The following is an 11,974-nucleotide window of genomic DNA, read 5'->3' on the forward strand; positions in this document are numbered from 1 at the left end:
GCCAAGCGACGGCGCGCGCGAGGCGCAAAACGCCGATGTCTCTGCCGCTTCTGAGTGCAGCAATTCGCTTCCCGTCATTGAAGAGTCTTGACGAAAGCGTCGCCTCTGCGATCCGCTCCGCTTCACAAAACCGCTCTACCAAAGAAAAGAAGCTCGCCATCGTATCCATAGCGCGAAATATGCGGGGCATGTACCTCATTGTCAAGTGACATGTCCCGCTATGACATTCCTCAAGTGTGTGGGATATTTACCGCATGCCAGATTTGACAGATCAGATTTTGAAACGCATCAGACAGATCGCCGAAAAGCGCGGGACATCGATGCGCGCCATCTCCCTGGAAAGCGGCAACGGCCCTGATCTGATCAGACAGTGGGGAGGCAAGAAAGCCGCCCTACCCAGACTGGATTCCCTTCAGGCTGTAGCCAACGCACTAGGCGTCAGCCCCGGCTGGCTCGCTTACGGAAACGGCGAGCCCGAGCAGAATATAACGATGGTGCCGCTATTATCATTTGTCAGCGCCGAGCAATTGGCCGAACCAAACGGAAACACAAGCTACGACGAATGTGAGCATATTCCCGCCCAGGGACTGCAGGGCGGGGACTGGATTGCCCTTCGTGTAGAAGGCGACTCCATGGACGACTACTCCCCACCCGGCTCGATCATCTTCGTCAACCGCTCAGACAAGAACATTATAGACGGTGGCTTTTATGTTGTTTGCACAGAGGATGGCGAAGCAACGTACAAGCGGTACCGGAAGGATCCAGACCGACTGGAACCGCAGTCAAGCAACAAGTCTCACGAGATCATCTTCCCGCGCGGACCACTGAATGTCATCGGGCGCGTGAAGCGCACGGTATTTGATTTTCCTGCGTAGAGCAGAATGATGACATCCCAGCGTTAGAAGCCCCGCGCCCTTCAAATCACAACACACAACGCCCCGCCCAGAGCGGGTTTTATTTTGCCTACCCGCCCGACGAACGGCCGGCCATGTCCCGCACGGCAAAACATAATGCGGTACATTCCCCGCCCTTTTTATTGACAGCGGTACATTCCCCGCACTATTCTTCCGACCAAAGGGGGCGCTCTCGAACCATGAGCACTGCAACACCGCTCATCATTTCCGGGAGCAGCGCTCAGACGGCGGAAGGAGAGTAGCGTGGAAAACGGCAGAGTGATCGAGCACCGGCTCATCGTTCAGAAAGGGCACCCAATGACCAGCACGGATTGTGCGTACTTGCGGCGTTCAGGAATCATCGCCGTTGCGGTGTTGAGCATGCTCCTACTCGCATTCGCCACTAGGCAGCTTTCGGCTTATGAAGCTGCGCTGGCCGCAACCGCCGGCATCTAGGCAATAGAGATGAACCGACCACCAGCTCAACTACGCCTCGCTCGCATCCGGGAGCTTGTCACTAGCGCCACGCCGATACGGCAGATCGCCACTGACAGAGCAGGTCTTCATATCGAAATTGACGGCATGGATGCCGCAGACGCGGAGAGTATCAGCACCGTTTTCCAGTCCTGCCCAGCATCAAACCGCGAATTATTGCTCAAGCATGTCGAGATACCGGTCGATCTGATCCGCATGATTGACGCAGCCGCCAAGCTCGACCGAAGGCGCCGGATTGAAATCGAACGCCTGCAGATGGAACTGGAGGCACGAGGCGGCAGGCCGGCAAAGAACTATTCCGCCGAATGCGCCATGAAATGCAGCGAGCCCGCCTTCAAGGCGTTCATGGAAGCCCGACACGCCCTCGCCCGGCCGCTGACAGATGATCGTGTGGCCGCGCGCGTGAGATCGGTCCTCGCCATTTCAAGCCGAACCGAGTTGAACACAAGCAGCGAAGCCGCCGCGCGCTGGCGCGAGATGGTCAAAAACTTTGACGTATGGAGGAAAAGATAGCCATGGGACGTCGAACCATTCCATTTACGCTAGATTCAGTGAAACGAGCGATATTGGCCGTCAAAGCCGCAGGCGTCGATGTTCAAACCGTCATCGTAAAGCCTGATGGCACTGTTGTCGCCAGCGAAACAAGCGTGCATGATCTCGAAAACGATACTGTCGACCGGTTACAGCCGGAAAATCTGAATAGTCTGGATGACTATTTCGCCTGGAGGGAGAAGGATGCGCGTCGTGACAGAGCTTAAGGGCGTGCACAAGGTCAGGAAAAAACTGGCCACCGGAAAGATCGTTTACTACTACTACGCATGGCGCGGCGGCCCGCGTATCCACGCGGACCCGAAAACAGAAAAGGAAGCCTTCATCGCCGACTATCGGCAGCACATGCTGACCGCTTCGACCGAGGGCATCCTGACACTAGAAGGTCTAATCGACCTGTTCACCGGCTCCGAGAAAAAGCCGAATCCCGACTTTCTTGCGCTGTCCGCTTCAACCCAGCGTGATTACCTGTATGCGTTCCGGCTCATCCGGCAGCGCTGGCCACGCCTGCCCGCGCGTCTCACCCAGCAGCGCGGCATGAAGCGCGATATCAGGGACTGGCACCGATCATTTGCGAAAAAACCTCGGAAGGCGGACAAGCTTCTGTTCGCGCTCTCCAAGGTTTTTTCCTATGCGATCAAGCACGAGTATATCGAGAAGAACCCCTGCGCTGGCATTGACCGGCTCTATCGTGGTTCAAGACGAGAATTCGTCTGGACCGACGCTATGATCGAAAAGGTTCGCAGGGAGGGAAAGCCGCACATCGTCGCCGCGATGGAGGTCGCCGTCTACACCGGCCAGCGCCAGGGCGATATCCTCGCGCTGAAATGGCCGCAATACGACGGCACCCACCTGTCGCTGAGACAGGGCAAGACCGGCAAACGCATCAAGGTCAGACTGCACAGGGACCTGAAAGCCCTGATCGACCAGCTCAAACAAACCGCCGAAGACCGAAAGGTGCGCTCAGCCAGCATCCTGACAAACAGTCGCGGCCGCCCCTGGACACAAGACGGCTTCCAAACCTCATGGCGAAAGGAAATGGCCCGCCTCGGCATCGAGGGCGTCACCTTCCACGACCTACGCGGCACCTTCATCACCGCGCGCCGCCGCGAAGGCTCCACAGTCGAACAAATCGCCAGCATCTCCGGTCACACGATCTCAGAGGTTCGCTCAGTCCTTGAAAAACACTATCTGGCCGACGATCAGCAAGCAAGCGATGCTGTGATTTTACGTATGGAACGTATCAAAATTCAATAGAAATAGACATAATAACTATTTTAATAATATATAATATTGACAAAAATTCATATTTTTATTTCGCCTACCTCTCCAGCTCATCCAGACGGGCTGACGCACGATATACAGCGCTTCTCAAGCTAGGATCTTTACGTGATTCTACATATAGATCTTTCAACAACTCAAAAAGCTGTTGTACCGGCTGGAAACCATCGGGAAGCCCGCGAATACCACGCGCAATTTCAGAGTCAGTGAATTTTCCACGTAGGCCATCCAAATCGTTAGCTACAATAGCTGCCACGACAGCAACGGACGCTCCGACTGGCTGCTCGAAAGCGGATCGCTGACCTTTGAGCCTCTCCAAAGCACGTTGCTTTGAGAGCCGGTAGACGGCACCAGTCTCTTCAAACGTCTTGATTGCTGTTTTCAAGTCAATAGCTGCTAGCTCAATAAAATAAAATAGTGGCAACCACTGCCGTTGAACCTTGGCCGAAATGCAAACATATTGGGTCGGAGAACGGACCCGCTCCCGACCTAAGTATGCCAAAAGGACCGTCTCTGCATCGAGAGCTTGCCCTTCGATACGCTCCACAACCCGCCCCCTTCTATTAACAGCATGGACATCCCCGACAAGGCGGAGTGTTGGCGCGCCATCGCGCTCTTGGAACTCTCCTTCTCGAATGAACTCAAGTTGGTCTGCAAGGGAACGATCAATGACAATACGTTTAGATCCAGCATCCACCTCGCCCTTATCAGTATCAACGATCAAAGCTCGGTCAGCCCCTATCTCGCTCAATCGGCTCGCGCTAGCCAGGAGATCTTTCTGTACCGCCCTATCTCGGTCTCTAAGTATATCAAGCAAATCACCAAACTTTATCTTTCCAGACTGACCTGAATAGCGGAACAATATGGTCCCATCCTCAAGTCCACTTGCATCTCTGCATACGATTACCGGCCGAACATTCTGCCTTTCAACGAAGATAACGCCGACCAAAAGTCCACCCACCTCAATAACTTCCTTATAAAATACCGGTGTCGGCGTCAGGAGTACTTTCGTTCTATCGACGATCCTCGCGATGTCGGTATCTTGAAAAGCGGTATTAGGCATTCCTGTCACGCGGCACTCCGCATCTTCGATGCCTATGAAGATAAAGCCTCCTCTGTTATTTGCCATAGCCGCAATGGTTCGGACGATCGGCTCCATTTTTCGGGGATCGAATTGCGCTTTGCATTCCTGTTCAAAAGTCTCACCATCCGCCAAATACCAACCAGCGCCGTTGCGCTGAACAAATCTTGCACTCGCCTTCTCAGCTATTGTTCGCTTGGGACGCTCCGATTCATCAAGCACGGCCCCAACTTTGGCAGGCGTGAAAGTTCGAAGAAAGGTTTCCAGTTCGGCATCATTTGCCTCCGGCACTCCAGGTCCATAACTACCCGCCCGGATGCCCGTTATTCGGCCTGAGTTAACTGGGCGATCCTGCCGATTAAAATAGAACTGGATATCTCGATTGCGCATCCCCCTCTTCAGCAGGGCTTTGATCAAACCTATTTCTTTGTCTGTGATTGACCTTCGTGCCACGATCCAGCCACCTTCTACGTTGCACCGGTCCGGCGATGCGATGGAAGGTGATCGATGACGGTTTGAACCGCCCCGGGTTTGCCGGAGGCTCCAACTCTTGAGTAGGATGGAGCATCATGAGCAAGACAACGAACAAGTTTTCCCCTGAGGTGCGTGAGCGCGCGGTGAGGATGGTTCTTGACGGCGAGGGTCAGCACGGCTCTCGCTGGCAGGCGATCACGTCGATTGCATCGAAGATCGGCTGCTCGGCGAACACGCTGAACGACTGGGTCAAGAAGGCCGAGGTTGATAGCGGCAGGCGCGCAGGCGTTCCCAGCGAGATGGCCGAGAGGATGAAGGCGTTGGAGCGGGAAAACCGCGAGCTGCGGCAGGCCAACGAGATCCTGCGTAAGGCGTCGGCTTATTTTGCGATGGCGGAGCTCGACCGCCGGTCGAAGTGATGGTGGATTTTGTTGAAGCGCATCGCGATGCGCATGGGGTCGAGCCGATCTGCGCGGTGCTGCCGATCGCCCCCTCCACCTACTATGATCACTTGGCGAAGCGGGCTGACCCGGCGCGGCTGTCTGACCGTGCCCGTCGTGATGACGCCCTGCGGCCCGAGATCGAACGCGTCTGGGAGGAGAACTACCAAGTCTACGGCGTCCGCAAGGTCTGGCGTCAGCTTGCCCGGGAAGGGTTCGATGTCGCTCGTTGCACTGTGGCGAGGCTTATGAAGGACATGGATATTCAAGGCATTATCCGCGGCAAGCCGCACAGAACAACAATCCCGGACAAGAAAGTGCCGTGTCCTTTGGACAAGGTGAACCGTGAATTTCGTGTTCCGGCACCCAACATGCTCTGGGTGAGCGACTTCACCTACGTCGCGACCTGGAAGGGCTTCGTCTATGTCGCGTTCGTCATCGACGCCTATGCGCGCAAGATCGTCGGCTGGCGGGTCAGCACCTCAGCGCAGACCGGTTTTGTTCTGGATGCCCTTGAGCAGGCGGTCCATGACCGGAAGCCGACGAAAGCTATGGGCCTGGTCCATCACAGCGATCGCGGATCGCAATATCTGTCTATTCGCTACACCGAGCGTTTGTCAGATGCCGGCATCGAACCGTCCGTGGGAAGTGTTGGCGACAGCTATGACAATGCCTTGGCCGAGACCATCAACGGGCTCTACAAGGCCGAAGTCATCCATCGCCGTGGCCCCTGGCGCAGCTTCGAGAGTGTCGAATACGCGACGCTGGAATGGGTGGACTGGTTCAACAACCGCCGTCTGCTCGAGCCCATCGGGAATATCCCGCCGGCAGAAGCCGAGGCAAACTTCTACGCGGCTCTGGAAACTGAAGACATGGCCGCGTAACTAATGACAATCAGCCTCCGGCAAACCCGGGGCGGTTCAGTTTGCTGCGTTTCAGGCTCCCAGAAATAGTAAATTCTCAGACACCTTTTGGGGTCTCGAACATTGCCGCCGGTCTTCACATGCCAATCTACGTCATACCTTCTTCCCTTCCAGTCCACCGAATAGGTATCTCCTCCGCATGGTGAATTCAGGATCCCATTCTCAATCTGCACATCCCTGAGACTTCCGCCTCCATTGGCTCGACGATCATGTTGAATAGTTGCCAACCAAACGACGGAGCGCGCTACAAGCGTCACATCCTCGAACTCAGGAGACCGCACCATTCGCCGAGCTGCAGGCGTCAACAGAACTTTGTCAGGGTAGGACTGATCTAGCCAGTCAGTGAATTCTGACCATACTTTCGGAAGTGGGGGATTCTCTTCAGGAGTTAAAGTTCCATCGATCAGCGCCGCCTGCAACTGTCTGACTCGGAACAATAGGGATCGGTTTTCTTGCTCAGCAACTCGCGCGCGGTCTTCTGTCGCTTCGACCTCTAGGAGGTAGCCATCAATCTCTTTATCCTTCTCTTCGAGCTGCTTTTCTAAGCTTTCAACCAACTCCTCCGCTGTCTTCAAAAGTTCTTCGTCAGGCGCCACTCGGCGAACAAGATCCGTCTTTCGAAGTTTTCGGCTAGCCGTGCGTACAGACGCGAAATCGAGTACGTCTTTACCCAATCGTGTTTCGGAGATACTGAGTTCGGCGGCCAACACCCTCAAGCTGCGAACACACGCCACCGCGCCATTTGTATCACGCAGGCTGGTTTCAAGAAATAGTCGATGCCGAAACGGATCGTCGTTCGCTGTAAAACCGCGTAGATATGCTCGTACTCCTCCATTGAAAACAGATCGGGTTTTTCCAAATCGTTTTGTAAGTACCCAAGTCAGTTCGGCCGGCACCAGCACAACACGAGCGAGAGCAGCGACAGCTCTTGCCAAAAGCGCTTCGTCGACCAGAGGCTTGCCAGCACTGTCCGGCAAGGCAATGACAAAAACGGGCAATCGCCGTTCTGGATCCTCAAGATGATCACAAAGATCTTCTGCGTCGTTCTCTGTCCGGAGGGTCACAGGCTCTGAAGTGAGCCATCTAGCGCCGCGGATTAGCCCAGGGTTTTCAATCATCTGCAGAACTGGGCCGGGCACGTGCGGCTGAATAGAAAAGTTCGGCTCAGCTGTGCTTGCAATTAGACGCAGACTTACGTGAGGGCGGCTGGTGACTTCTCCACCAATAACTATCTCGGTCGCCCAGACGCGCCCGGCGACATCTTTATCTGGGTCTTCCGCTCGGAGCGCCCAGAGGTCTAGCTTCTCAGTTTCGATACGGACCGCTGAACTGCTTCGCCCTCCCACTAGCAACTCGAAGTCCTGCATCTGCCAAGCGGCCTGAGGGAGCTCGCGACCGGCGCGTCTCTTCGCCCATTTCAACGCCTCATTCCTAGCCACCGCAGCCAAGGCGGTATAGTCCTCCCCCTCAAGCTGAGCTGACACCCGCAAAACCTCGATGTCGCGCACAGTGCGAGACATCCGTTTAGACAACGGTTGAAGAGCTTCAGAAAACGCCCGATTCATGACACAGTATTCACCGATTAAGTTGCAATCGAGGAAAATACTATTCCGTAACTTTCTACCACACAACTCCTGATCAAAATACGCACTCACAGTTGGTGTGAACGCGAACATCCCCGAATTGATGCTTTTGAAAGTCTTAGCCGAAATCCGGATGCCGGCGATGAGCAAGCAACCGGAATACCCGTCCCAAGCAACCAACCACCCGATTCGAAATACGAGCAGGCGCCCCTTATGCCCGCTCCAACCTAGAGATTTCGAAGTGGCGTTTTCATGCTGCGCGCGACGGGCACACCAGAAAGAACACAAACAAAACAAAAAATGTAAACCAGCCTGTAAACTGGCAACATTCCGAAGAGAAAACGGACCTTAAACCATTGAAAAATTTGGCGACCCCTGCAGGATTCGAACCTGCGACCGTCGGCTTAGAAGGCCGGTGCTCTATCCAGCTGAGCTAAGGGGCCGTTTGATGCTCGCGGGCGGCATGAATGCCTGATCCCGTCGTAAATGACAAGCTGTCTGCGGGTCGTCTCCGGGAAGAAGTTGCCGGCGACGCGAGAAGCCTTGGGGCTGGAGCATGTCCGGGCTTCCTTGAATCGCGACCACGCTCTAGCCTTTTGTTTTCCGCGCGTCCGGACGGAAAACCGGTCTCCACTTTTTCTGGACGCGCTCTGGTTGACCGGAGTCGCCGCGCGAAAGGCCGCGGGCAGGCTTGACGTCCGGGCGGGGAAGTGCGGCTTGCAAAGACGCCTGCGTCAATGCGTCCAGGGCTGCACGCGGTCCGGCTTGAAGTTGTCGGAGTAGGAAACGACCTTTTCCTTGGTCTCCTTCGGCTGGATCACGCGATAGGCGATCCCGTGGCGGCGCGCATAGGCCTCGGCCTCCTGCTGGCTGTCGAACCGCAGCTTGACCTGCTGCAGCATATCGGAAGACGAGGTATAGCCGAACAGGGGGTCGATCGTGCGCGGCGTCTGCTGGTCGAATTCCAGCACCCACTGGTGGGTCTTGGCCTGGCCCTGCTGCATTGCCGTTCTGGCGGGACGGTAAATCTTCGCCGACATCCTAACTGCTCCGATTGGTTTCATGCGCCGCGCGGCGCGTCGAATTCTGATGCCCTTCTTACGTCATTTTCTCTGCCGGGCAATAAAAATCAAGCCTTGGCGGCGCGGCGGCTTCAGAATTCGGCGTTCCAGATGATCATCTCAAGCCGCCATCCGTTCAGCGCGGCCTGCTCCGGCAACATGCCGTCCGGCCCCTCGCCCCGTCCGCCAAAAATCAGCGCGATCTGGTCGCTGCCCGGCGCAAGACAGACCGCCTTGCCCGAAAACACCTCCATGCCCGGTTCGCAGTAGCGCGCATCACTGCCGGAAAAAACCGCCGAAAAAGGATCGCCGATCCGCGCGCCCCCGCCGGTTGCGGCGTCGGCGGAGACAATGTCGGCCCGCACCACCGTCTCTGCGCCGTAAAGGGTGATGATATCGACGCCCTCCCTGGCGGCGATGAGAACGGGATAAAAGCCGCCTTCGCCTTCCCGCCGCTCGGCGCGGACCTCCATGCCGGGCAAGGCCCGGCGGACCGCCTCGGCATCGAAACGCGTCCGGCCGTCGATGTCGTAGAGCCCTGATTCGGTCACGACAATGGCCGCATCGCGCGCCTGCGCGCAGGCAAAGACAAGGCAAAAGGCCGCGGCCAGGCATATCCGGAGGGTGCGTCTGCTGTTCAAATATGAAGTCCCTTCTATTGTGTCCGATCATACGCTTCGGTAATCAATACGGGAATGGCTTTCGTGACGTTGGCACCGGGACGGCTCGGGCGGTGACGAGCGGCGGCGGCGCGCCCTCGCCTGCTTTGCAGAACGGCGAAATCGCTATAGGATCGCCGCTTTGACACGTCGATGGGGGCGCAGCCTCGCCCGCACGCAATGTCGCCAGGTCGCCTGAGAAAGGCTCTATTGAAAAGAATGAGCAGAACCTTGAACAACAGTTCTCTCGAAAACGAGATGTTCGAGCTGGCCCCGATCGCCATGTGGGTCGAGGATTTCAGCGCGGTGAAAGCCCTTTTCGACGCATGGCGCGCCGAAGGCGTCACGGATATCGCCTCTTTTCTCCGCGCCGACATATCCCGCGTTGCCGCATGCGCCAGGGCCATCCGTGTGGTGAAGGTGAACCGCAAGACGCTCGAGCTGTTTGAAGCGCGCGACACGTCCCATCTCGTCAACAATATCACCGCGGTCTTCCGCGACGACATGCTGGAGACCCATATCGACGAACTGACCCAGCTGTTCGAGGGCAAGTCGAACTTCACCAGCTACACCGTCAACTACACGCTCTCCGGCAAGCGGCTGGACGTGCAGCTGCGCGGCCAGGTGATGCCGGGCCACGAGAAAACGCTCGACTACATTCTCCTGGCAACGGAGGACGTCACCGAGCGCGAGGACGCTCACCGCCGGGAACGCCGTCAGTCGCTCTATGCCAAGGGCCTGTTCGAACATTCGCCGGTTTCGCTCTGGGTCGAGGATTTTTCCCGCATCCGGGTCATGCTCGACGAACTGCGCGCCCGCCATATCGTCGATCTCAGGGTATTCATGGACGTGCACCCCGAATTCGTGCGCCAGTGTCTGAGCGAAATCCGTGTGATCGACGTCAACCAGGCGACGCTCGACATGTTCCGCGCGCCAGACCGGCAGGCCCTGCTGCAAAACCAGCATGCGGTGTTTCGCGACGATGTCGAAGACCATTTCCGCGAGCAGCTGATCGACCTGTGGGAGGGCCGCCTCCTGCATACCCACGAAGTCATGAATTACGCGCTGGACGGCTCCGAACGCTATGTTCTCCTGCAGTTTTCGGTCTTCCCCGGCCATGAGGATGACTGGTCGCTCGTTCTCGTCTCGCTGACCGACATCACCGCGCGCAAGAAGGCGGAAGCCTATCTCGAATATCTGGGGCGCCACGATGTTCTGACCAAGCTCTACAACCGCTCCTTCTACACCGAGGAGATCAATCGCCTGGAACGCAAGAATTTCCGCCCCATCGGCGTGCTGATCATCGACCTCAACGGCCTGAAGGACGCCAATGACGCGCTCGGGCACGATGCCGGCGACAGTCTGCTGCGCAGGCTTGGCGAGGTTCTCAACGAATCGGTCTGCCAGCCCAATTGCGCCGCGCGCATCGGCGGCGACGAATTCGCCGTGCTGATGCCCGGCGCCGATTACGAGGCGTCCGCGGTGGCGCTCGAGGAAATCCACAAGGTGCTGAAGGTCAACAACCAGTTCTATGCCGATGCCCCGATCAGCATTTCCGCCGGGATCGCGGTCTGCGAAGCCGGCGAAACGATCGAATCCGCAGTCCGCCGCGCCGACGCGGAAATGTACCGCCAGAAACGCGAATACTACGCTCTCCAGCGCAAGACCGGCTCCGACGGATAAACCGGCCGGTCCCGGAAGGCGGCCTGAGCGAATGTCGAATATACCGGCGCGCCGCCTGATCCAATATCTCCAGAATATCTGTTAATGCTCTGATCCCTTTCGTTTTATTGCGACTAGGAACTGTGTCGTCATAGCAGGTCGGGTCCGGCCTCGAACACGTGTCGGCTCAGTGACATTTTCTGTCCGCTTCTCTTCCGTTCACATATTGCTCGTCCGGCAAAACGGTGTCATCAAGACCGGTCGAAACCTAGCGACATTCAAAGTTAATAGCGATATCAATACCTATAAAACGATATAAAAAAATAATAACGATATTTTTGTTGACTGTCTGGGCGCAATGCGCTCTTATTTTTCCTGCGATGCGGGCTGTCGCGTGAGGAGCACAGCCAGCCGTTGAAAGCGGCGCCGTCGCATGGGAGGAAACATGACAGACACGGATCTTTCATTCGCCGGCGGCGGCTGCACGGGATGCGGCGCCTGCGGGAAAAAGGGCGGCTGCGGTTCGCTTTCCGCGCTCGACACCTTCATCGTGCCGGAAGACGACCGGAGCCTTATCAGCGGGTCGGGACCGCGTCTCGGCAAGGCCTTTGTCCGCGTGCTTGGCCGGCAGCTCGACCGCTTCATCGAATTCGAATTCATCCTCAACGACGAGACGCTGAGTGTGGAACTGGTGATGCCCGACGCGGCCTTCGCCGAGTTTTGCGAGCGCTGCGAGGCGGAGATCCTGCCGGACGAAAACGGCGAGATCGTTTCGCTCGAAGCCATCAGGGCCCGCACCGCCGGGCTTTATCGGGCAGCGCCCGCCGGCCGCGGCTGAGACGAATCGCAACCAGAAACCAGGCAAACGGGGAG

The 11,974-nt window shown here is 56.9% G+C and carries 11 protein-coding genes, 1 tRNA gene and 1 other annotated feature; of the genes, 7 read left to right on the plus strand and 5 right to left on the minus strand.

Translation table 11 applies throughout. From position 1 onward, the window contains the following. Positions 1 to 254: 254 nt before the first annotated feature. From AZF01_RS11140 to AZF01_RS11150, 4 genes are all read left to right on the plus strand, one after another. Positions 255 to 875, plus strand: a complete 621-nt coding sequence (locus tag AZF01_RS11140) for a S24 family peptidase (protein ID WP_024706373.1) — start codon at positions 255 to 257, stop codon at positions 873 to 875. A gap of 483 nt (positions 876 to 1,358) precedes the next feature. Further along, on the plus strand, positions 1,359 to 1,901 hold the full coding sequence (locus AZF01_RS11145) for a hypothetical protein (protein WP_024706372.1): 543 nt from the start codon (positions 1,359 to 1,361) through the stop codon (positions 1,899 to 1,901). Positions 1,902 to 1,903: 2 nt separating this feature from the next. Then, on the plus strand, positions 1,904 to 2,146 hold the full coding sequence (locus AZF01_RS24005) for a hypothetical protein (RefSeq protein ID WP_152534426.1): 243 nt from the start codon (positions 1,904 to 1,906) through the stop codon (positions 2,144 to 2,146). Beyond that, complete coding sequence (locus tag AZF01_RS11150; protein WP_024706371.1) at positions 2,124 to 3,194, plus strand: tyrosine-type recombinase/integrase; 1,071 nt, start codon at positions 2,124 to 2,126, stop codon at positions 3,192 to 3,194. Before AZF01_RS24005 ends, AZF01_RS11150 begins: the two co-directional genes overlap by 23 nt. 64 nt (positions 3,195 to 3,258) lie before the next feature. On the opposite strand, the gene AZF01_RS11155 is transcribed toward AZF01_RS11150, so the two are convergent. Beyond that, positions 3,259 to 4,716: a helix-turn-helix domain-containing protein gene (locus AZF01_RS11155; protein WP_081725655.1), complete on the minus strand. Its 1,458-nt coding sequence runs from the start codon at positions 4,714 to 4,716 to the stop codon at positions 3,259 to 3,261. A gap of 152 nt (positions 4,717 to 4,868) precedes the next feature. Here AZF01_RS11155 and AZF01_RS11165 point away from each other — a divergent pair. After that, a protein-coding gene (locus AZF01_RS11165; RefSeq protein WP_152534486.1) for an IS3 family transposase occupies positions 4,869 to 6,097 on the plus strand; the annotation gives its coding sequence in 2 pieces (ribosomal slippage) (positions 4,869 to 5,157 and positions 5,157 to 6,097; 1,230 coding nt in all). Next, positions 5,150 to 5,266, plus strand: a sequence feature (AL1L pseudoknot). It overlaps the preceding gene by 117 nt. Here AZF01_RS11165 and AZF01_RS11170 read toward each other — a convergent pair. From AZF01_RS11170 to AZF01_RS11185, 4 genes are all read right to left on the minus strand, one after another. After that, positions 6,061 to 7,644: a hypothetical protein gene (locus AZF01_RS11170; protein ID WP_152534504.1), complete on the minus strand. Its 1,584-nt coding sequence runs from the start codon at positions 7,642 to 7,644 to the stop codon at positions 6,061 to 6,063. The genes AZF01_RS11165 and AZF01_RS11170 overlap by 37 nt on opposite strands. Before the next feature lie 441 nt (positions 7,645 to 8,085). Next, positions 8,086 to 8,162, minus strand: a tRNA-Arg gene (locus AZF01_RS11175). A gap of 291 nt (positions 8,163 to 8,453) precedes the next feature. Further along, complete coding sequence (locus tag AZF01_RS11180) at positions 8,454 to 8,759, minus strand: ETC complex I subunit (protein ID WP_024707687.1); 306 nt, start codon at positions 8,757 to 8,759, stop codon at positions 8,454 to 8,456. A 113-nt stretch (positions 8,760 to 8,872) separates the two neighbouring features. Continuing rightward, entirely contained in the window at positions 8,873 to 9,421 is a 549-nt protein-coding gene (locus AZF01_RS11185; RefSeq protein WP_024707686.1) for a DUF1131 family protein, read from the minus strand. A 237-nt stretch (positions 9,422 to 9,658) separates the two neighbouring features. Here AZF01_RS11185 and AZF01_RS11190 point away from each other — a divergent pair, with 237 nt between their 5' ends. Further along, positions 9,659 to 11,122 carry a sensor domain-containing diguanylate cyclase gene (locus tag AZF01_RS11190; protein ID WP_036236792.1) on the plus strand — a complete coding sequence of 488 codons (1,464 nt, stop codon included), beginning with the start codon at positions 9,659 to 9,661 and terminating at the stop codon, positions 11,120 to 11,122. A 424-nt stretch (positions 11,123 to 11,546) separates the two neighbouring features. After that, positions 11,547 to 11,939: a phenol hydroxylase subunit gene (locus AZF01_RS11195; RefSeq protein WP_024707684.1), complete on the plus strand. Its 393-nt coding sequence runs from the start codon at positions 11,547 to 11,549 to the stop codon at positions 11,937 to 11,939. The last annotated feature ends 35 nt before the right edge of the window (positions 11,940 to 11,974 follow it).

This window comes from Martelella sp. AD-3, assembly GCF_001578105.1.
In the GTDB taxonomy this organism is placed as follows: Bacteria; Pseudomonadota; Alphaproteobacteria; order Rhizobiales; family Rhizobiaceae; genus Martelella.

What these genes read in the sequence shown, in the direction of transcription:
- AZF01_RS11140 (WP_024706373.1), top strand. Translation starts at nt 255, where the DNA reads ATGCCAGATTTGACAGATCAGATTTTGAAACGCATCAGACAGATCGCC.
- AZF01_RS11145 (WP_024706372.1), top strand. Translation starts at nt 1,359, where the DNA reads ATGAACCGACCACCAGCTCAACTACGCCTCGCTCGCATCCGGGAGCTT.
- AZF01_RS24005 (WP_152534426.1), top strand. Translation starts at nt 1,904, where the DNA reads ATGGGACGTCGAACCATTCCATTTACGCTAGATTCAGTGAAACGAGCG.
- AZF01_RS11150 (WP_024706371.1), top strand. Translation starts at nt 2,124, where the DNA reads ATGCGCGTCGTGACAGAGCTTAAGGGCGTGCACAAGGTCAGGAAAAAA.
- AZF01_RS11180 (WP_024707687.1), bottom strand. Translation starts at nt 8,759, where the DNA reads ATGTCGGCGAAGATTTACCGTCCCGCCAGAACGGCAATGCAGCAGGGC.
- AZF01_RS11190 (WP_036236792.1), top strand. Translation starts at nt 9,659, where the DNA reads ATGAGCAGAACCTTGAACAACAGTTCTCTCGAAAACGAGATGTTCGAG.
- AZF01_RS11195 (WP_024707684.1), top strand. Translation starts at nt 11,547, where the DNA reads ATGACAGACACGGATCTTTCATTCGCCGGCGGCGGCTGCACGGGATGC.